General features: G+C 38.9%; 16 protein-coding genes and 1 tRNA gene. 7 read left to right on the forward strand and 10 right to left on the reverse strand.

Features of this window, described 5'->3' with window-relative positions; translation table 11 throughout:
* Nucleotides 1-491: 491 nt before the first annotated feature.
* The 3 genes from H4J41_RS13620 to H4J41_RS13630 form a co-directional block, all read right to left on the reverse strand.
* A complete protein-coding gene (locus tag H4J41_RS13620; protein WP_182136733.1) occupies nt 492-725 on the reverse strand; it encodes a hypothetical protein in 234 nt (77 codons plus the stop codon).
* A 113-nt stretch (nt 726-838) separates the two neighbouring features.
* Nucleotides 839-1,156: a hypothetical protein gene (locus H4J41_RS13625; protein WP_182136734.1), complete on the reverse strand. Its 318-nt coding sequence runs from the start codon at nt 1,154-1,156 to the stop codon at nt 839-841.
* Nucleotides 1,157-2,095: 939 nt separating this feature from the next.
* Nucleotides 2,096-2,186, reverse strand: a tRNA-Ser gene (locus H4J41_RS13630).
* Nucleotides 2,187-2,469: 283 nt separating this feature from the next.
* Between H4J41_RS13630 and H4J41_RS13635 the strand changes: the two genes are divergently transcribed.
* Nucleotides 2,470-3,918, forward strand: coding sequence for an MATE family efflux transporter (locus H4J41_RS13635; RefSeq protein ID WP_182136735.1), 1,449 nt, complete (start codon nt 2,470-2,472; stop codon nt 3,916-3,918).
* 115 nt (nt 3,919-4,033) lie between these two features.
* Here H4J41_RS13635 and H4J41_RS13640 read toward each other — a convergent pair whose 3' ends face one another.
* From H4J41_RS13640 to H4J41_RS13650, 3 genes are read right to left on the reverse strand one after another with little or no spacing between them, the layout of a single operon-like run.
* Nucleotides 4,034-6,706, reverse strand: a complete 2,673-nt coding sequence (locus H4J41_RS13640) for a M14 family zinc carboxypeptidase (RefSeq protein ID WP_182136736.1) — start codon at nt 6,704-6,706, stop codon at nt 4,034-4,036.
* Nucleotides 6,707-6,747: 41 nt separating this feature from the next.
* On the reverse strand, nt 6,748-7,989 hold the full coding sequence (locus H4J41_RS13645) for a RimK family alpha-L-glutamate ligase (RefSeq protein WP_182136737.1): 1,242 nt from the start codon (nt 7,987-7,989) through the stop codon (nt 6,748-6,750).
* On the reverse strand, nt 7,958-8,911 hold the full coding sequence (locus tag H4J41_RS13650; protein ID WP_182136738.1) for a RimK family alpha-L-glutamate ligase: 954 nt from the start codon (nt 8,909-8,911) through the stop codon (nt 7,958-7,960). Before H4J41_RS13650 ends, H4J41_RS13645 begins: the two co-directional genes overlap by 32 nt.
* Nucleotides 8,912-9,137: 226 nt before the next feature.
* Here H4J41_RS13650 and H4J41_RS13655 point away from each other — a divergent pair, with 226 nt between their 5' ends.
* A complete protein-coding gene (locus H4J41_RS13655) occupies nt 9,138-10,298 on the forward strand; it encodes a M20 family metallopeptidase (RefSeq protein WP_259364441.1) in 1,161 nt (386 codons plus the stop codon).
* Between the two features lie 24 nt (nt 10,299-10,322).
* On the opposite strand, the gene H4J41_RS13660 is transcribed toward H4J41_RS13655, so the two are convergent.
* From H4J41_RS13660 to H4J41_RS13670, 3 genes are all read right to left on the reverse strand, one after another.
* Nucleotides 10,323-12,026, reverse strand: coding sequence for a SulP family inorganic anion transporter (locus H4J41_RS13660; RefSeq protein WP_182136739.1), 1,704 nt, complete (start codon nt 12,024-12,026; stop codon nt 10,323-10,325).
* Nucleotides 12,027-12,257: 231 nt separating this feature from the next.
* On the reverse strand, nt 12,258-12,794 hold the full coding sequence (locus tag H4J41_RS13665; RefSeq protein WP_182136740.1) for a hypothetical protein: 537 nt from the start codon (nt 12,792-12,794) through the stop codon (nt 12,258-12,260).
* 110 nt (nt 12,795-12,904) lie between these two features.
* On the reverse strand, nt 12,905-13,600 hold the full coding sequence (locus H4J41_RS13670) for a HupE/UreJ family protein (RefSeq protein ID WP_182136741.1): 696 nt from the start codon (nt 13,598-13,600) through the stop codon (nt 12,905-12,907).
* Nucleotides 13,601-13,836: 236 nt separating this feature from the next.
* On the opposite strand from H4J41_RS13670, the gene H4J41_RS13675 reads away from it, so the two are divergent.
* The 3 genes from H4J41_RS13675 (at nt 13,837) to H4J41_RS13685 (ending at nt 15,827) form a co-directional block, all read left to right on the forward strand.
* Nucleotides 13,837-14,583, forward strand: a complete 747-nt coding sequence (locus H4J41_RS13675; RefSeq protein ID WP_182136742.1) for an ABC transporter permease — start codon at nt 13,837-13,839, stop codon at nt 14,581-14,583.
* A 157-nt stretch (nt 14,584-14,740) separates the two neighbouring features.
* Nucleotides 14,741-15,136, forward strand: a complete 396-nt coding sequence (locus H4J41_RS13680) for an antitoxin Xre-like helix-turn-helix domain-containing protein (protein ID WP_182136743.1) — start codon at nt 14,741-14,743, stop codon at nt 15,134-15,136.
* Between the two features lies 1 nt (nt 15,137).
* Nucleotides 15,138-15,827, forward strand: coding sequence for an RES family NAD+ phosphorylase (locus H4J41_RS13685; protein ID WP_182136744.1), 690 nt, complete (start codon nt 15,138-15,140; stop codon nt 15,825-15,827).
* A gap of 188 nt (nt 15,828-16,015) precedes the next feature.
* On the opposite strand, the gene H4J41_RS13690 is transcribed toward H4J41_RS13685, so the two are convergent.
* Nucleotides 16,016-17,812 carry an acyl-CoA dehydrogenase C-terminal domain-containing protein gene (locus H4J41_RS13690; protein WP_182136745.1) on the reverse strand — a complete coding sequence of 599 codons (1,797 nt, stop codon included), beginning with the start codon at nt 17,810-17,812 and terminating at the stop codon, nt 16,016-16,018.
* A 606-nt stretch (nt 17,813-18,418) separates the two neighbouring features.
* Here H4J41_RS13690 and H4J41_RS13695 point away from each other — a divergent pair.
* Together H4J41_RS13695 and H4J41_RS13700 are read left to right on the forward strand one after the other, a co-directional pair.
* Nucleotides 18,419-19,081 (forward strand): nitroreductase family protein, encoded by a 663-nt coding sequence (locus tag H4J41_RS13695; protein WP_182136746.1) that lies wholly within the window; start codon nt 18,419-18,421, stop codon nt 19,079-19,081.
* 292 nt (nt 19,082-19,373) lie between these two features.
* Nucleotides 19,374-20,066 (forward strand): crotonase/enoyl-CoA hydratase family protein, encoded by a 693-nt coding sequence (locus H4J41_RS13700; protein ID WP_182136747.1) that lies wholly within the window; start codon nt 19,374-19,376, stop codon nt 20,064-20,066.
* The last annotated feature ends 540 nt before the right edge of the window (nt 20,067-20,606 follow it).

Raw genomic sequence — 20,606 nt, forward strand, 5'->3', positions numbered from 1 at the left:
TATGCTCCAATAAATATAACGCCGCAATAAGCGGCTAAGTAATAGTTGGCTAAAATGTGTAGCGAAGCGAAACGCAGCCAACTATTGCGTGTCCGTTTGATTGCCTTGTTAGTTGCTAGTAGTTAAAACTACCAATATTACAATAAGTTATCATGTTTACATATAGGAGGAAGAACCAAAGAACGCTTCCGCAATAGACACCTAAACATGAACTTTGAGCCTTAAAAAAACTAAAGCGATTAAACCCTTAAACTGCGAAAGGCGAAAACTGGGTTGGGCAAAAAGGAAGCTAGATTGAACGGCACTTCCATTGCCAAACCAAAGAATTGAACCAAACGCAAGACTATGCGATTTGCACTAAACGATAAATAAAATCATTCGATTTAGTGCGGACAACTAACGCCTACTTAAGCGGAAAAATATAGTTGGCTATAATGTGAACGGAGTGAAACAGCCAACTGTATTTTTTCCGTTTGAAGTTCTTGTTATATTTATTTACTACTGCTTTTCTTAATAGACTTATTAATTGCATCTACTTGTGCCTGTTTTCTGTTACGGCAATTCACCCTATCTTGGGCATGACCTTGTTCGCATTTTGATGAAGCACCTTTACTGTCTATTACAGCGGAGGTTCCCGAATAAATTGCATCAAAAACATCATTACCTGTTTGAATAGTCCCACACGCAGATAGAAGAAAGGTTAAAATTATAATTAAAAACTTCATGCTTACTCAACTCCTTTGATAAATATAACGCCACGTTAAGCGGCAAAAAATTGTTGGCTATAATGTGAACGGAGTGAAACAGCCAACTGTTTTTTGTCCGTTTGAACGCCTTGTTATAAGCCAACTCTAATTACCCAAAGAACTCGGACAAATTCAATCGCAACTAACGCATAAAGTACAAGCAGTGGTACTTTCAGCCATAGATTTGAAATGACTGTATCAAGTTTTTTCCACGCATGTACTACATTTAAAGAGAATAAACCAATGCCTGCGATTAGAGATATTGTCCCTATGAAATATTGATACGTATTATGATCCGCTGCATAATTATCTCGCAAGATAATTACTGATATGGCTATAACAACTGATGAAAGAACAAAATTTCTGATGTTATCGAATATACTTTTTACTAGATTATCAGTTAATTGCATACTACTCCCTGAAGCATTGGCTTATAACAGCTTATTAGACGGATTAAATCCCACTTTCAACAAAGGTGAGTGTCCAACTAATGAATATTTATTCAAATTAATATACATAACTTAATATTAACATTCAACACGTTAATTTTACTTTTTGAATACAGCGATGTAGAAAGACAGATTAAATCCCACTTTATACATAAAAGCGGGATATGAAGTTAAGCTGTACTTATACACAGTGCCTATTTAAGGTTAATAAGGAATGATTATGAAATCTGAATTTCTCTCGCATATCGAAGAAACTATGTGGACAGTATGTTTCGCCAAGTCGTAAATCCAACGAACATATACAGCTAATATTTTCCTCTACTTGATATTCCAGCAAACGAATCTCATTAAGCTCGGTTTTCGCTAATTCAGTTTGACGTTCATAAAGATTATAGCTGCGTTGACTTTTAGGAATTTGAACCTTACTCGAAAGATTAGCGCTATAAACCTTACTTTGTCGTAGTTCACTAAATTTTAGACGAAAAAAATCGCCAATCTTTTGATTAGTGGTTTTTTATAATTTGGCCGTGAGCTAGGGAGTTGAACCCTACTCGAAGGATTGGCGCTATAAACCCTAGGTTGTTGTAGTTCGCTAAATTCTAGATGAAAAAAAACCGCCAATCTTTTGATTAGCGGTTTTTTATAATTTGGCCGTGAGCTAGGGAGTTGAACCCTACTCGAAGGATTGGGGCTATAAACCCTAGGTTGTTGTAGTTCGCTAAATTCTAGATGAAAAAAAACCGCCAATCTTTCGATTAGCGGTTTTTTATAGTTTGGCGGAGAGCTAGGGATTTGAACCCTACTCGAAAGATTGGCGCTATAAACCCTACATTGCTGTAGTTCACTAAATTTTAGACGAAAAAAAACCGCCAATCTTTCGATTAGCGGTTTTTTATAGTTTGGCGGAGAGATAGGGATTTGAACCCTAGAAGGGCTATAAACCCTTGCTGGTTTTCAAGACCAGTGCTTTCGACCACTCAGCCATCTCTCCAGTGTTCGAAAGCATTGCTGCTTCAGAACGGGGCGAATAATAGATACTGTTCACTGCTTTGTAAAGTGCTAATTTATCTTATTAGGCTTTTTATTTGATTTTTACTGTCAAGTGCTCAATAAAGCATCAAATGGTGGTTTTTACTCGCGGTTTTCTCACATTTATCTCATTTTTGCAGTGGGCTTAACTTTCACCTGATGAATACGATTTGTAACAATCGTATTCATCAGTAATTACCGCGGCAACTGTTATACTATCCTATTGCGAGTTTCCCGGAGATATTGTGCCTAAATCAAGTCAATCAGTTGCTGACCGAAGTCTTTTAAGTTTAACCTGGCCCATTTTTATTGATCTATTTTTCATTTTCATGATCAATGTGACTGACGCCTGGTTTTTAAGCCGTATATCTGATTCTGCAGCTGCGTCAATAGGTGCTGTTATGCCTATTTTAGGTATTGCCTTTGCGCTTTACAGTACTATGCATCAAGGCGGTAGTAGTATTGCATCACAGCGTATTGGCGCTGGAGATCATAACAAGTTAGCCGCAACTTATGGTGTGTTGTTTGCCATTCTGCTCTTTATCGGTATTTTATTAAGCATTATCATGATGGCTTTTGCGCCTCTCTTCGCGCAATGGATGGGTTTAACCGATGATATGGCAGGTATGGCAAGCATATACTTAAGCACCATAGGTATGGGCACTGCGATATTAGCCATACGCTTTGCTGCCGCCGCTGTTTTAACCTCTCAAGGTAAAACACATTGGAATATGTGGTCGACTTTCGTAATGACCATAGTCAATATATTATTTAACTATCTATTAATTGACGGAAAACACGGCTTCCCTGATTTAGGAGTACAAGGCGTTGCTTATGCGTCGGTCATCGCTTGGGTTGTCAGTTTATGCTTTACCCTTGTGATCATTATTAAACATTTACATATCAAGATTACTTTACCCAAGCGCTGGCTATTATTTAAAACAGATAGTGCTCCCATCTTAAAAATAGCACTGCCATCGGTGTTAGAGCCCATGTCGTGGCATCTAACCCAAATATTAATGACAGTTATGATCGTCACTATGGGTGAGCTTGCTTTAGCCACGCGTATTTATAGCTTTAATTTACTTTTTACCGCTATTTTATATGGTTTTGCTATCAGTTCAGGCGTACAAATTAAGGTCGCCCATTATATTGGTGCCAAGCGTTTTGAAGAGGCTGATCAACAACTGATGTTGGGACTTAAGCTAGGTATTGCCGGCGCGATGTTTTTTGTTTTCACATTATTGGCATTTTCTGACCAGTTGTTTGCAATATTTACCAGCAATATTGAAATTTGGGCGTTGGGCAAGCTGATATTGATTATTGCCATCATTGGTGAGTTTGGCCGAAGTTTTAATCTGATTGTTGGCGCATCATTGCGTGCGTCTGGCGATGCACGTTATGTGTCAATGGTTGGCTTTATTATTATGTGGTTTATGGCCTTACCCTTAGCTTGGCTTTTAGGGCTACATTATGGTTATGGTTTAGTGGGTATTTGGCTGGCAACCAGTTTAGATGAATGTATTCGCGGCATTATAGCCTTAAAGCGTTGGAATACAGGAATATGGCGCAGCAAAGGCATATATGTTGCCGAGTTACCTGCACCACTGAGTATTAATAAGCGTACTGATGACCCAGAAGTTATTAATCAGGAGATAACACAACAGCACAATGTTCAAGCATCAAAAACTTGATAAAACACTTGATAAAAAAAAGCCCGTATCATTATTGTTGATGGTTTTCATGTGTTGGTGACAAAGCCCATTGTTGCCTTAATTAGAGCGAGTAAAATGACACTTAATAAGCAGGCTATTCAATATCTCCGTCATCATTCTCATACTCGCTCAACATTTCATCAAAATGATCGATGTCTATAAAATCTTCATTAACAACAAAGGTATCAGTCACTTTATAACAGATACTTGCGGGCTTCGAATAGTTTGGCACCACATCATAGCTAAAAACAGAATAGTATTTGGGAATGTTGGCGTTACCATATTTATCGTAGGTATACTGGTCTTTTCCCGCATAGAGCTTAACCCCATCGAAAGGTGACATGGGTGGATGAAAACAATTTCTCACCACATAACAACCAATAAAATCTTTATCTTCTGGGTTATCCCAACTCAATTTCACCATTGAATTTTCAATCGTTAGCGTTAAATTAGTGGGTAATGACACGGCATTTTTACGACGTGTGACATAATTAATCATTAGACTCGGTTCGTTATTCTTGTCATTGCATGACCAGTCAATAATAGCGTCACGTTCTTGAGAGATCGCCGTCGGTCTGATAATGAAGTAGACAGGCTTTTCTTCAGAGTGAAGCCGTTCCAAATCTTGACGACAATAGCTGTCAAAAATCAGATGGTGTTGGGCACTTTTTTTAAGCTGTGTGTTACTGATTTCATAACCGATAAATTCAATTTTCTGTCGATTCTTGACGCTAACATAATCCAGATCTTTAAGCTCTGCCAGTTCAATCGTAAAGCGAATATCTTTGTTAGTATTAATACTGTTTTTATTCTGCATAACAAGATAGGCCTCAGTGATCACCGTTTCCTGGGGGTCTGGTAACTGATCCAATGTAAAAGCCATTTGACCATAAACAACCCCTCCTTCACTGTCAAATCCGCAGCTCAGACAATCTTCGTCAATCTTGTGCCTTGAGATGGTATTTAACGCTACTGGCGTTAATCTAAGCTCTGTGGGTTTCGCGCGATAAATAATATCAAGGAAAGGTCGATAATGGACCCCACCACCAAATGGACCATAACCAATATCAAACTGCATAAGTTGAGATTTTTGCCCTAAGGGCAATGTGTTTGGCCCCTGTATTCTAAACAAAATACGACCACTCGTAATTTGATTTTGTAATAACGCACGCTCAACGCCGTTAAAGTGCCATTCTTTCCATATACCTTGTCTGAGATGATCAGACTCAATGGTTTGTCCTAAGGTATGTAAAGGCACAGCATTTTGAACCTGATTAAAATCAGAGATGTCTTCCAGCGTATTAGCATCAAGGATCGAAATACTCCATTCGCCGTAGGTTTCAATTTTGGCACCCACTCTATTCATCGGATATAAAGAAAAAATGGCCGATTTGATGGTTAGCTCAGGAGATAAGTTTTTCAGTGAAAAAGCAATTAAGCCAAAACAGATCCCTTTTTTACTAGAAACACCAATAAACATAGAATTTCGACCAAAATGTTTTTTATTGGCATCAAGACTATATTCGCCAAGGTAACCAATATCGCTTTTGCCCGGGAGTAACGCACGAGAAAATTCATCTGGTGCCAACTTTGTTTTTAACCTAATTTCTGGACTAAACGGTGAGTTCAGCATATTGCTGGGATCAATCGCGTGAAGATTATAATAATACATTTGACCGCTCTTCAATTGAATATCGGTAAACTCGCCACTATGAGTGATCGCAATCAAATTCTCTCTTGAACAAGCTGATTTAGAGGTGTCACTGCGAAATATTTCAAAATATATCGCTTTATTTTCCAGACTGTCCCAACTCAAACTAACGCTATCAGCAGTGATATCAGTCACATTGAAATTTTCAATACGCGGTGGCGCCTCTTTAACGTAATTTCTCACTGTTCTGAAAGCAAGCAACAAGGCCGGAATATTTTCATCAATCGATTGCGCCATATATTGCAAATAATCGGGAATATTTCGGCTACCCACTTCAACCACTATGCTCATTATTCCTCTATCATAATAATACTCTCGGCCGCTACCGTGGATCAAATTAAACGGTGGTTTTCCTCGATGAATACCGTATTCTCGTCCGGTAACTTTCCTGATTTCATTGTTCATGTTGGCGCACAACACATTCAAATCAGTGCCTTCAATTTCTTTCTCGTGATTGAATTTATGCGCAGGGAAAAAAACATTACCTTGTGAATGATAATCAAGAGCAACACGAATATTGGGGTGAGTCTCAACAAACACTTTGATGGCTTGAGTTTCAGGCTCAGAAAATGCGGCTGGACCTGAATATATCGCCGAACTGGTATCCGTTCCTTTTTTAAAACGCACGCCAAAATTACGATTAAGGTCAACACCAAAGGTATTGTCGCCGTTGTCCCTCCTATTTTTGCGCCAAAATGAAAAATGGGTATGCGAATATTCAAAACCGTCAGGGTTAAGACAAGGCACAATATAAAGACTACTACTATTGAGTGCCGATGCTAACATCGGATGATATTGATGGTTATCAATAATATATTGAATAAACTTTATCGCTAACTCATTGCCAATCCACTCGCGCGCATGAATTGAGCCGGTATAAAGCAAAGCCGGTTTATTGCCCGCGTTACTCACATCATTGGAAATTGTTGCCATCATGATGGGCCGTTTTTCCCACGTTTCACCTATGCTATTAACCTGAATTAGATCAGGGTATTCGCGCATCGCATTGGCCAAAAATTCACAGGTTTGCTGATAAGTTGAATATTGTTTTTTCATAATAGAAGGCCATTTTATTTTTCAATCAAATAATATTACTGTTATTCACTGCTAACAGGCAGTACCGGCGGCAATTGCTCTTTTACTTGTATGTTTTCCCTACCTACATTTTCCAAAGGTGATAAATCACTCTCCTGTGCATCAACTGATTGAACAGCCACTGCAGAGGTTTTATCAAGGCTTGGTTGATAACGCGCATAATTATCTTGATAATTCCAAACATCACTCGGCCATTCTTCGTACTGATTTGGCTCAGCATTAAGTAATGGGGAACCGTCTGTACTTATTTTGTCGAAGGTTTCGCCGCTATCATTGACGCTCTGGTGACATTGTTTTGAAAAACTGATGTGGCGCATAGTGCGAAGCAAAGCAGAATTTATTTTCCCTAACTCTTCCCAGTTATAAAGCGGGATATAGGGCTTAGAAAATTGGCCTGAAGACAAACTCCACATCAGGTACTGGCCTATCCAGTCTCTGATATAAGAAAATGCGGCAAAAGCCGTGGCGCATTCTAAAATGCGGTATTGACCATCTTTTCCTACGGCGATATCACATGCCCAAAATTCAGCGTTAGCTGCTTTTGATGCCTTAACCGATAATTGCAAAACTTTTCGGGGTACTGCTTTATAATCCATGGAGCCACCTTGGCTCGTGTTGGTTAGCCATTTACCTAGCGGGGGTCTGCGCCAAAAGGCACATACTGGTTTGTGGCCAATTAACATCACCCGAATATCTGCTGCCATCGGGATAAAGTCTTGTACGTATACGGGGTAATATTTTTTGCTCTCTAAAAGTTCACAGGCCTGCGCAAATGAATCTACTTTGTGAACGAAATAGCCGCCATAGTTAGAGGGGCCATAAGATTTTTTGATGATTAGCGGATACGCTGACTTAGACAAAAAATCAAAGGCCTTTTGTGGTTGGTAAAAAATATGCGTATTAGGGATCGGCAGTGCATATTTTTTACAAAACCGAGTCACATTTTCCTTCGATTTATTTGAGAATTGGCTATCTAGGGAGGGGATAAATTGTACTGCTGGTAACGCGCGCGCAATTTCACGAAAAGTCTCATAAGCAGTCGCCGGAATATTACCGATCAATACCTCAATTTCTTTACTTTTTACCGTAGCAATAAAGCGTTCTTTGTCTTTACCCCAATGATAAACCACCTTTTCTATTTTATCAGGCCAGCCTTTAAAATTAGAGTAATCAAAAAAACGCTGTACATGGTCGAGATATAAAAAGGCAATTTTAGGCAATGTATTTGGCAAGTGCTTGCTCATGAATATTTCCTATAGCATTAAGTTTAACTTTGCGTTCGATTAAGTTGACGATTTTCTCAATTTTTAGCGCATTAAAATCCAGTCCGAATTTTTCTTGCTCCGGTGTGGCAAAGGCGGGAATACCGTTGACTTCCAATACCACAAATTGTTCGCGTTCTCGGTCATAAATCAGGTCAACCCCTGCAATATCTAAGCCTGTTAACCTAGCTGCGCGTAGCGAAAGAGCGGCTATTTGATCGTTTAGCTCGCGTAAAATTATCGAACCACCACAAGAAATATTTGTACGCCAGTCGCCTTGGGCTGCTTTGCGTCCGTAGCAACCCACAATTGTCCCGTCAACCACGTCTACTCTAAAATCTGTAAAGTCATTGTCTATCCATCTTTCGAGATAAAAATAACCAGGCTTAGTCTCATTCAATAACGGTAATAATCGTTCGAACTCGGCTACACTTTCAATGTTAATAATACCCTTGCCGCCCCAGCCGTTAGTGGGTTTAAACAGTGCTTTGCCGCCCCAGTTACGCAATATTTCTCTGGCCCTTTCCAACTCTTGGTGATGACATAATTGATAATTAGCGGTTGGGACACCATGTTGATTAAGTAAATGAGAGGTTTTAAACTTGTCTTCCGACACACAAAAAGCTTCAAAGCTGTTAATACAAGGCACCGTCATATTGAGCGCTTGGTAGAGATAAACTTGATAATCACTCTGCTCACTAGCGTTATAGGAAAAGTAGAGATCTAGGTTTGCCATGTCCACCTCGCCAGAAAAAATATGACCATTATTTGCATAGCCATTTTTTAAGCTCAGATTATTAATCACTGCGATCCCGTTTTGATTTAGTTGCTCAATAATACGTTGTTGTATTACTTCCCCACCGCCATTTCGGTACATCCACATCCCAACAGTGTAATCAGTCATATAGTTGCCACTCAGCAAAGTTAATCAAAAAAATAAACGCTTATATCGTTATCAAATATCAAGCTTAGTTCGAACCGTTATTAACCTCATCTGAATAATTATAAATTAATTAAGCGGCAACTAATTTGACAAATGTCAGGGTGAGGGATTATTAAATTTTTTAACCTTTGTTCTAAGTCACCATCCGTATTTTTATCGCCTATATTATTGACCAGTAAGGAACCACATGAAGATTAATCTAGATTTAAAAGCTGGCACTGAGCCAATGAAATTGGACGGATCAAGTTATGATTTTTCGGAGCTCGCAGAACTCATAAAAATGAACTCCAATACCCACAACAAAAAAGGCGTCGATCTTTTAGGTAAGCGCTATCAAAGCCTGTTTGAAATACTGGGGTATCACACCAAACGATACCCCAGAAGTCATATCGGCGATCATCTGCTATTTAGCTCTCAAACTAAGAGCGGCAATAAACTTTTACTGCTGGGTCACCTAGATACTGTTTTGCCGCCAGAAGTACCTAACCTGTTTAGTGAAGATAAAGATTGGATCTACGGACAAGGCGTCTGTGATATGAAAGGCGGCATTCATGTCGCCATTTGCGCCCTTAGGGAAGTAGCGAAAAGGCATGGAAGTATTGCTGATATTGACGTACTGCTAGTAAGCGATGAAGAAACAGGCAGTGATGATAGCCGTCAGATTACCGCTGTATTAGCAAAAAGCTATCAGGCCTGTCTGGTATTTGAAGCCGCAGGTAAAAACGGTGAAGTAGTGGTTGGACGCAAAGGTGTTGGTACTTTTGCTATTGATCTTAGCGGTAAAGCCGCGCATGCCGGTAACAATTATCAACAGGGTGCTGATGCTAATTTAGCGGCAGCAAAAATGCTTATCAAACTCAATCAGCTGACCAATCTTGCACAAGGCACAACAGTAAATGTTGGAAAAATTAGCGGCGGAATCGGTGCCAATACGATTTCACCCAATGCACATTTGCTACTGGAAATTCGTTACAAAACACACAACGAACGAGATCGTTTACTCGCTGCAATCAATCACATTGTCGCAACCGAGCAGGTAAAAGGGGTCACCGCCAAATTGTCTGGTGGTATTCAACGCGACGTTATGCAAGCTAACGATAAGCAGGCTCAATTTCTCGCCAAGCTAGAATCTATTTTAGATGAAAAATTACCGACAGAAACAAGAGGCGGAGTTAGTGATGCCAATATTGTTTCAGCAGCCGGCGTAGTGACAATTGACGGTTTTGGTCCCTTTGGAGAACACGACCATACAAAAGACGAGCGAGCATGTAAAAAGAGTTTCGTAAAGCGTGTTCAACAAGTCAGCCTAATTTTACTAGAATATAATGGTGTAAAAACTAATATTTAGTGGCACATTGGGCGCATAAAGCCCTTACCTTTGCGCCTCTTCATCGGCAATTTGTTTACTTTTATTTATTCTCAACGCTAAATACAAGTCAGAATGAACATAAATGCCCTCGCTACCTGATTTAATATCTGCGTTTTTAAACCACGCCAGCAGTTGGCGTTTTCTACCGGCAAGTTCAAGGCGTACCCCGCGCTTTTTAAAGATAGTATTCAAATCTGCCAGCATGGCCATAACACTTAAATCTAAATGGGTGAAGCACGGCACCGCGTCAATAATGACACACTCAATACCATCTTTTTGTCGGGCATATTGCTCTAATAACCTACGTTTAAAAAAACTAGAATTAAAGTAGGTTAACGGTGAATTAAAACGATAGATGAAAACACCGTCTATCGCTTTGGCTTTATCGCTGGTATCTAAACTTCGCACCACACCATTGATATCAACACCAAGTATATTGTCTGTCGGGCGCATTACGGTGCGAATAAATTGAAATAAACCCAGTAATACCGCCAGCGTAATACCAGGAATAACACCAATAAACAGCACCGCAAATAATGTGATTAAGGTTAAGTAAAATGCTTGCCGGTCTTTTAATCTTAATCGCCATACCGCTTTTAAATCTAAAAGATGTATTGAAGCAATGATCAATACAACACCCAATGCAGCGCTAGGAATAAACTCAAGTGGCGCCGTTAAAAAAATCGCAATAATGGCAATAATAATCGCCGCTATAATAGAGACTAATTGTGTTTTACCACCATTGGCATCATTCACTGCCGTGCGAGAGTCTGCGCCGCTCACTGCGAAGCCTTGTGATAAAGCAGACGCAAAATTTGCCATGCCCAAGGCCATAAACTCTTTATCTGGATCAATATCGTAGCTATTTTTTTCAGCAAAGCTGCGTGCGGTTAGCATCATACTCACAAAGCTGACTATCGCTAGGTTAAGTGCTGGCATAACTAGCCCACGAATAATACCAAGATCAAAATCAGGCGCTTTAAATAAGGGTAAACCACCTTCAACAATACCAATGGTTTTTATCTCAAACTGCTCTAAATTAAAAAACCATACTAACGTAGCTGCAAAAGCGATGGCGAACATAGAAGCGGGAAAAGTGGGTTTTAAGCGTTTAATAAAAAAATAAATGCTGACAGTAAATAAGGCCATTAATAGCGTTGGCACATGCGCTTGCGAGAGATATTCAGGTACACCCCCTAAACGCTCAACCAGGTGCCTTTCGTCAAATGTAAAACCAAAAACTTTAGAAAACTGACCCACAATAATGGTAATGGCGACACCATTTAATAGTCCCATCAAAATAGGTTTGGATAAAAAATCTGCCAATACGCCAAGCTTAAAACGACTGGCAATTATGCACCAAAAACCTGTCATCGCCGTCATGGTGATCACTAATTGCCAATGTTTAACAATGTCACCTGCGGCTAAAGGCGTTACCACGGCGGCAATAACCGCACAGGTCGCGGCATCAGGGCCAACAATCAATTGCTTGGAGGTGCCAAATAGCGCATATATGATCATGGGTAAAACACAGGAATATAAGCCAACAACAGCATTAACACCGGTCAGCTGTGCATAAGCGATAGCAACCGGTAAAGCAACTGCTGCAACCGACAATGCTGCTTTTGCATCATCAGCGAGCCATTTACGCTGATAATTGAACAAAACGTTTAAGCCAGGCATAAAGTTATATAAACGTGAAAACAAAGCCATTTCCTTACTGACAAAGTGAGTGTCTAAATAATAGAGTGCCTAAATAATAGAGTGATAAGACACTAATATAGCGAATATAGGGTCTAGACACTCCTGACTGCTTTAAAAATCTCATTAAGGAATGAAGACAAAAACAAACGTATAAAGCATTGAAACCTAGATAAAAAACTTGTCAATAAATCAGTTCATAAAGCCACTAACAACCAATTTTTATCACAAAATCCCTTAGCCTTTAATCGTATAATAACCCTTAATTGATAACGAAACTGTTACCGGTTGTTGCGTGGTGTTTTTCCAATACCAACCGTGAGAGCCTTTAAAGGGTGTCGTTAGTGAACCTTGCATATTGTTTGTGGTGGCAATTGAAAAGCTTTCAAAATATCCCGTTGTATCCCCTGCTGGCTCACCGTGAAAATCAAAATAAAGTGCTGTAACACCTGATGTCCACTCGTACTCCACATGGGCATATTTATCCATATATAATTTATATTCTAAGCCTTTGCCTGCAGGGATAATAATCTCAACGTTATCAGTTCGTAATAAATCATTTTGTTTACCTCGCTCAACTATCAAGATTGGCGACTTTTCTGACGCTTCGGCTATTGCCGTTAGCCCTAATGCTTTGCCACTACCCGTTGGGTCAATATTATATTCTGCTGGTAAAATGCAGGTGATCAGTAGCGTTATGGCCACTAGAAGCGCAATAGCAGTGGCTTTAACTAAAGTTGTCGTGCTATGTACAGGTATATTAAATTTATGCATGTTATATCCTAAATATCTTTTTATTTGTTTTATTGATTTACTTGATACGGTAACAACTCGCTAAAATAGCCCTAAGTTGATGGTACTTTAATGAGCGTAAATCACTAACGCTAACTGATAAAATAGCCTGTGAGTTGTAAACCTATCAGCATAAAGCCAGCGCTTATTAGGCCGGTATTGGTCAATGTTGCAAAGCTTAAGTAGCTACTATGTTTTCGCCAAAAACTTAATACGATTAACACCATGGCAAGTGCTAAAAGCTGACCTATTTCGACCCCCAGATTGAATGAAATAATATTGCTCACTAAGCCATTACTGGGTAACTGAAATTCTTGTATTTTAGTGGCTAAACCAAAACCATGAAATAAACCAAATACTGTGACAGCAATTTTAGTGTTGGGTTGGTAGTTAAATAGCCGTTGAAAACCGCCTAAGTTATCAAAACCTTTATAGACCACAGATAGCCCGATAATGGCATCGATAATATAGGGATTAATTTCAATCTGGCTAAATACGCCATAGAGCAAAGTTAAACTATGGCCTAGCGTGAATAAGCTGACATAAAGCAACACGTCTTTGCTGCGAAACAAAAAGAACACTACACCAACTAGAAATAATAAATGGTCATAACCTGTTAGCATGTGTTTTGCGCCAATATAAATAAACGGGAATATTGCGCTCCCTTCATTAGCCTCTAAAAACTGTTTTGTAACATCGTCTACGCCGTGAGCCAACAGTGAAAATGACGAAAAAATTCCTGTCGTTATTAAGAGTAAAAGTATAAAGTTTTTACGGGTGTCATTCACTGAGTGTTCCTTATTACTAGAGCTTGTTACTAGAGCTTGTTACTAGCGTTTTTATTAAATATGTTATCGCCGTGTTATACACTAAATTTGTATCTAAAGGTAATATACTAAATAATAGTTTCACCTTTATAAATAATTTGATCAACCCATAAGCGAATTTTCCTAATAGCGCGCTTTTAACGCTTATTATTATTGTTAACAAAAAGCTTATTCAAACCTTAGGTTAAATACTTTTAATGCCCGTAAATAATACCCTGCAAATGATCAGCTTAGTTGATCTATCTATTGCTTTTATCCCCGTTGTAATTGCGCTAGCTTTTTTATATTTATGGTCTCTCAATGTAAAACAAGCGAGCTATGCCCTTTCACGTATGCTCGTTCAGCTATTATTTATCGGCTACGCACTAAGCTATATTTTTTATTCCGACAACGTGTGGTTAATCACGGCAATTTTATTAGCTATGGTCAGTATTTCTTGCTGGATTGCCTTACGCACATTACCTGCATATCGATTAGTGCTGTTTAAACAAGGTTTTATTGCCATATTATGTGGCGGTGGCTTTACTTTATTGGTGATTAGCCAAGGCGCATTGTCTTTAAGCCCATGGTATCAAGCACAAGTTATTATTCCACTGGCAGGTATGATATTCGCCACCGCGATGAACAGCATTAGTTTGTCTGCAGAACGAATATTTTCAGAACTGGACAATAAAACCCCCTATCCAATAGCACGTAAACAAGCACTTAATGCGGCGACAATACCCGTAATCAATTCATTATTCGCTGTGGGTTTAGTCTCATTACCCGGCATGATGACAGGACAAATTCTGTCAGGGATTTCTCCTTTGATTGCCGTAAGATATCAAATTATTGTCATGTGTATGATTTTCGCCGCCGCCATACTTTCTGCGGTAATATTTTTACTCTTATCAGAAAAAACCCTTAAAAAAATTATCCAAAAAAAGCACAGCACCCAAGTCTAACTAGCTTGCTAATTACCTTATTATTTAAAAAATGAATCATTTGAGGCTGATTATTGATAAAAGTACCATTTGAAACTACACTTAAGTTGATATAATAAGATTAGTAATAATAAGATTAGCGACTTTTATGGCACATCGGTTTTATCAGGAGATCTAAATGAAGGCTGCAAATAAACAAAATCAAGCACCAAAAATTAACAGCGCTGTGGCTTTTAAACTCGGTAGTAATATATTAGAGAAATGGCAATGCAGTGCTAGCGACAAGCAAGCTATTTTAGGGTTGAGCAAAAGTAGCTATTATCGTTTTAACCATAATGAAAGCGCCAGCCTTTCTAACGACCAATTAGAGCGTATTAGTTACATTGCTAATATTCATCAAGCATTAAAAATGGTTTTTTCTAATCCTGACAATGTTTATGGCTTTATGGCGATGAAAAATGATAATCCTTACTTTAATGGCCACTCGCCACTATCGCTGATCTCAAGTGGAAATTTTGGCACCTTATACGAAGTTTTCAAGCGGATAGACGCCATGCGTAACGGGCAGTGGTAAGATGAAGGCCAACACTAAAAAAGTAAAGTTGCTGAACAAAATTGCCTTTAGGTTAGTAAACTCAAAATTTCCTCCTATGACGCTTTTTGATGATGTGTTCAGTCAAGAAGACTTTGCAACGGTTTACGCTATTCAAGCGCTCACCAACCCAAGAATATTAAATGAGCTTGGCGACTTATCACTACTATCAAGTAATGAAATTCCTTTTGGCATTGATGGTGTAAATTATGTAACTGCGCCTTTTACCCATATTAATCCTGAAGGCTCACGCTTTAGCAATGGTGACTTTGGTGTGCTTTATCTTGCCGACACGATTGATACCGCCATTAAAGAAACCCTTTACCATCAAGACAAGTACTTTCAAAACCTGCAGGGTTTACATTATGACACTGTGGATATGCGTTGTTTAAAAGTAACCTTTAGTGCAAGTGTTGTTGATTTATTTCAGGTTAAAGGTATTTATGAACCAGAGAATTACTCGCTACCAAGGCGGCTTGGCGCAGAGCTTAAAAAGAATGCTCAGCAAGGTTTTCAATATTACTCGGTAAGAAATAAAGGTGCCACCTGTTGGGGATTATTTTCACCTATTCATGTCACTAGCGCTATTCAAACTAAACACTTTGAGTTTATCTTTGACGGAAAATCAATGTCGAAGGTTAGAGAGTTAGTTCATCAGCCACTGTTAAGCTAGCTTATTTTTAATGCAAGGTATGAGTTGATAGCCATGCGCACTGAAGATTAACACCTGATATAAGGTAAAAATGGTTATGTATTGCTATTTAAACAAGACATAACCATGAATTACTTAGCGAAAAAAGAGGCTTTCAACGCTAAGTGTTTCTGCTATATTTTTTAGTAAAACATTACTATTTCAAGCAATTAAAAAGCGAAGTCTTCACTCGCTAATGCCATCATTGAATCAACACCACCTTCAATACAAGCGGCGTGTCCTTTTGCACGTGGCAGTATGCGTTTAAAGTAAAAGTTTGCTGTTTTAATTTTTGCTTGGTAAAACGCTTTATCTTCATCGCTATTTTTTAATTTATCTTCAGCCACTGCAGCCATTCTTGCCCAGAAATAAGCTAAAGTAACATAGCCAGCAAACATCAAATAGTCGACTGATGCGCCGCCAATTTCATCTGCGTTGCTCATGGCTTTTTTACCTACGTCAGCGGTTAATTCTTGCCATTGCTGAGAATAAGCCCCTAGTGCTTGAATATGCTCTGCCATTTCTGGATTACCTGCATGCTGTTGGCAGAATGCGCCAATATCAGTCATGAAAGGTTTTAAAATGGCGCCTTTACTGCCTAAAATTTTACGCGCAAGTAAATCTAAGGCTTGAATACCGGTAGTGCCTTCATATATGCAACTTATTTTAGTATCGCGCACTAATTGTTCCATGCCCCATTCTTTGATAAAGCCATGGCCACCTAATATTTGTATACCATGACTGGTACACTCAAAGCCTAATTCACTCAACAATGCTTTAGCTATCGGCGTTAACAAGGCAAGTCTTGTTTCAGCGTCTGCTACTTTGGCTGCATCTTTTTCGGCATGTGTTACATCAACTAACTGTGACAAATAACCCAATAACGCTCGGCCGCCTTCAGCAATAGATTTTTGCGTTAACAACATTCTACGCACATCTGGATGCACAATAATCGGGTCTGCCGGACCATTTGGGTTTTTAACACCGCTAATTGATCGCATTTGCAAACGGTCTTTAGCATAAGCTAATGCCCCTTGAAAAGACGCTTCTGTTGCTGCCGTACCTTCAAGTGCTACACCCAAGCGCGCTGCATTCATAAAGGTAAACATACAGTTTAAACCGCGGTTAACTTCACCAATTAAATAGCCTTTAGCATTATCAAAATTAATCACACAAGTAGCGTTAGCGTTAATACCCATTTTGTGTTCAATAGAACCACAACTTACCGCGTTTTTGTCGGCTATTGTGCCATCATCGTTAATGTTGAATTTTGGTACGATGAAAAGAGAAATACCTTTACTACCTTCAGGCGAACCTGGAATACGGGCAATAACGATATGCACAATGTTGTCAGACAAATCATGCTCACCCGCTGAAATAAATATTTTTGAGCCAGTTAATGAATAGCTACCATCGTCTGTTAGTTCTGCTTTGGTGCGCAACATGCCTAAGTCGGTACCACAATGCGCTTCAGTTAAACACATAGTGCCGGTCCAGCTGCCTTCAACTAGCTTTGGCATAAATTGTTGCTTTTGTTTATCAGTACCATGCGCTTCAATGGTAGCCATTGCACCATGACTTAAACCAGGATACATAGCAAAACTATGATTCGCTGCTGACATCATTTCGCTGATCGCGCCATTCAATGAATGTGGCAAGCCTTGACCGCCAAACTCTACACTTTGAGATAATGTGGGCCAACCACCGTCAACATACTGTTTATAAGCATCTTTAAAGCCATCTGGTGTAGTTACTACGCCATCGGTCCATGTACAACCTTGTTGATCACCTATTTGATTAATGGGCGCAATAACCTGCTCAGTAAATTTGGCAGCTTCGCTAAGAATAGCATCAACCATATCTTCACTGGCATCAGTATAACCAAGTTCTTGGTAATGTTTGTTGCAGTCTAACAACTCTTGCATAACAAACTTTATATCTCTAATCGGGGCTTTATACTCAGGCATTTATTTATTCTCCAGTTATTATTAGATACAGTCTTTTTTTAATAGAAATTAACTTTACTACCGTTGAAAATAACACAGTGGTAGTACCAGTACGAGCAATTAAGTTTTTTAGATTACTTTTAAATAAAATAACCATGAAAAAGCGTGTCACACTTAATTTCTGTAGCCTTAACCTCGAACAATCAAGAGTATTCTGGCCATCATGGCTAGTAGTCTTATAATTTTATGTTAATCACAAGACAGTTATAAAACAAATGACTATTTTTTATTACCTACTATTATGTTTTCGTATACAAGAAGTCATCAAACACATCAATAATTTGACTAGTGTCAAGATAGCTTGTAACTTAGTTAACTATCGTTAAGTTTAGTGCCGTTTGTATCTCATATATCATCACTACTATATGTTTTTATAATACCGTCTTATTAAAACTATTCATTGGTATTATAAAAACATCGGCTTTAGCATAAGTAACACTAAAAGCATGATTTTATGCTGTAAGTTATTATTAAGCTTAGATTCAAATTAAACTAGCTTCACATTAAACTTAGCTTCAAGCAGTAAATTAATCATCCGCTATTTTAAATCATTATAAAGGACCTGTTATGTCAGTGATTGCCCTGTTAGAAAAACGCTATTCTACCCGTGCTTATTTGGATAAACCCATACCACAACCATTACTTGAATCCATTTTTACACAAGCACAACAAGCGCCTTCAAACTGTAATGTGCAACCTTGGCAAACCTGTGTAGTGTCGGGTGAGAAGAAAGAGCAGTTAAAAAACGCTCTGATATCAACCGTCATGAAAGGTGCGGCACCCAATCCTGATTTTAACTGGCTACCTAAATATGAAGGCGTTCATCGCGATCGACAATTTGGTTCAGCGAATGCACTGTATAGTGCTATCGGCGTGACCCGAGAAGATAAGCAAGGCAGACAGCGTGCGATGATACGAAACTGGAGCTTTTTTGATGCTCCTCATGTTGCTTTTTTTACCATGGATAAATATTTAGATATTATGGGAGCCGTTGATCTGGGTATTTATGCCCAAACGCTTTCATTAATACTCGCAGAGCATGGGTTGTCATCTTGTATGCAAGGCGCACTGGGCCAATTCCCCGACCCCATAAAAGCAGCACTTAACTTACCAGAACAGCGTGGCATTTTATTTGGTATGTCATTTGGTTATGCTGATGAAAGCGCTGCCGTGAATAACACCCGAACTGAGCGTGAAGATATGGCCAATGCGGTGACCTTTTTTAGCTAATCTTAAAAAGCAGAGCAACATTTAATGGCTATATTGCCAATGAAATATAACGCTATTTTTAATCCATTTAAAATTTTTAAACAAACGCATATTTTTTGCTGGCGATTGTTTCAGTGCCGCTGATACTATGATGGTAATTATATTAGCAATGACCGAAAACCTGGGGTTATGAGCAAATCACACCATAACCCAAACTTATTTTGTTAACATTAATAAAGGCATCCGACCAAAAAGCAACAGGTTTTGGTTTGCAAGGCCATTTCATTCAAATTAGATAACTTTAGGAAGAACCGTGGAATTAATCGATTTAGACATTAATGAAAAAATTGCAACAATCACTTTAAAAAATGGCAAAGTTAACGCTATTTCTCACCAAGTGATAGCCGAAATAAATGACGCTTTAGATCAAGCTGAATCCGCCGGCGCTGTGGTTATTTTAACCGCTCAACCCGGCATATTCTCTGCTGGATTTGACTTAAAAACCATGAAAGAAAGTTCAGAATCAGCGGTGGCCTTAGTTACCGCAGGTTCTACTTTGTCTCGTCGTATGTTGTCATTTCCTTTGCCAATTATCGGTGCATGTTCTGGTCATGCTATTGCTAAGGGGGCATTTTTATTACTGAGTTGTGATTATCGTATCGGCAGTTTAGGTAAATTTAAAATCGGCTTAAACGAAGTCACTATTGGTATGACTATGCACCAGGCCGGCATTGAAATAGCCCGCAATCGCATACCCACTAACTATTTAACCCGCTCGGTGATTAATGCAGAATTATTCTCGCCAGAAACAGCAGTTTTAGCTGGGTTTTTAGACACCTTAGTAGAACCAGAACAGTTAATGGCAACAGCGAAGGCAGCTGCTACTCATATGCTGACATTGAATATGGATGCGCATCACGGTACTAAGTTAAAAACAAGAAAAGATATTTTAGCGACGTTAGATGCGGCAATTGCGCTTGATGCAGCTATGGTTATCGCTTTATAGAAGTTCTTTAAAGTCTGTTGATAACCTGCCTATGCACTTAAATCGGAAAGTCAGTTTAAGTGCATAATGATCATTTGTAGTAAGTCCGATACAGAAACAATCTAGGTATAAACGTAGGATGGACTTCAGTCCATCAGGTTAAATGAAATTTAACTGCTTTTAGTATTAAGACTCATTAAAAAAAACAAGACTAACTGCCGTTTTTTTTGGCCAATAGCATTAATCACCCGCTTAACGGTGACGGACTAAAGTCCGCCCTACAAAAAATCACCTAAATCTACATCGTCACCCGTAGGCTTTATGTAGGATGGACTTCAGTCCATCAGGTTAAATGAAATTTAACTGCTTTTGGTATTAAGACTCATTAAGAAAAATAATACCTGCTGCCGATGTTTTTTGGCCCATAGCATTAATCAACTGCTTAGCGGTTGACGGACTAAAGTCCGACCTAAAAAAATCACCTAAATCTATATAGTCACCCGTAGGCCCTATGTAGGATGGACTTCAGTCCATCAAGTTAAATGAAATTTAACTGCTTTT

The sequence above is a fragment of the Colwellia sp. MB3u-45 genome, assembly GCF_014077005.1.
In the GTDB taxonomy this organism is placed as follows: Bacteria; Pseudomonadota; Gammaproteobacteria; order Enterobacterales; family Alteromonadaceae; genus Cognaticolwellia.

Excerpts from the sequence above, each read along its gene's own strand:
- H4J41_RS13675 (WP_182136742.1), top strand. The coding sequence starts at position 13,837 with ATGCCCGTAAATAATACCCTGCAAATGATCAGCTTAGTTGATCTATCT.
- H4J41_RS13695 (WP_182136746.1), top strand. The coding sequence starts at position 18,419 with ATGTCAGTGATTGCCCTGTTAGAAAAACGCTATTCTACCCGTGCTTAT.
- H4J41_RS13625 (WP_182136734.1), bottom strand. The coding sequence starts at position 1,156 with ATGCAATTAACTGATAATCTAGTAAAAAGTATATTCGATAACATCAGA.
- H4J41_RS13690 (WP_182136745.1), bottom strand. The coding sequence starts at position 17,812 with ATGCCTGAGTATAAAGCCCCGATTAGAGATATAAAGTTTGTTATGCAA.
- H4J41_RS13680 (WP_182136743.1), top strand. The coding sequence starts at position 14,741 with ATGAAGGCTGCAAATAAACAAAATCAAGCACCAAAAATTAACAGCGCT.
- H4J41_RS13620 (WP_182136733.1), bottom strand. The coding sequence starts at position 725 with ATGAAGTTTTTAATTATAATTTTAACCTTTCTTCTATCTGCGTGTGGG.
- H4J41_RS13650 (WP_182136738.1), bottom strand. The coding sequence starts at position 8,911 with ATGACTGATTACACTGTTGGGATGTGGATGTACCGAAATGGCGGTGGG.
- H4J41_RS13655 (WP_259364441.1), top strand. The coding sequence starts at position 9,138 with ATGAAGATTAATCTAGATTTAAAAGCTGGCACTGAGCCAATGAAATTG.
- H4J41_RS13640 (WP_182136736.1), bottom strand. The coding sequence starts at position 6,706 with ATGAAAAAACAATATTCAACTTATCAGCAAACCTGTGAATTTTTGGCC.
- H4J41_RS13685 (WP_182136744.1), top strand. The coding sequence starts at position 15,138 with ATGAAGGCCAACACTAAAAAAGTAAAGTTGCTGAACAAAATTGCCTTT.
- H4J41_RS13645 (WP_182136737.1), bottom strand. The coding sequence starts at position 7,989 with ATGAGCAAGCACTTGCCAAATACATTGCCTAAAATTGCCTTTTTATAT.
- H4J41_RS13665 (WP_182136740.1), bottom strand. The coding sequence starts at position 12,794 with ATGCATAAATTTAATATACCTGTACATAGCACGACAACTTTAGTTAAA.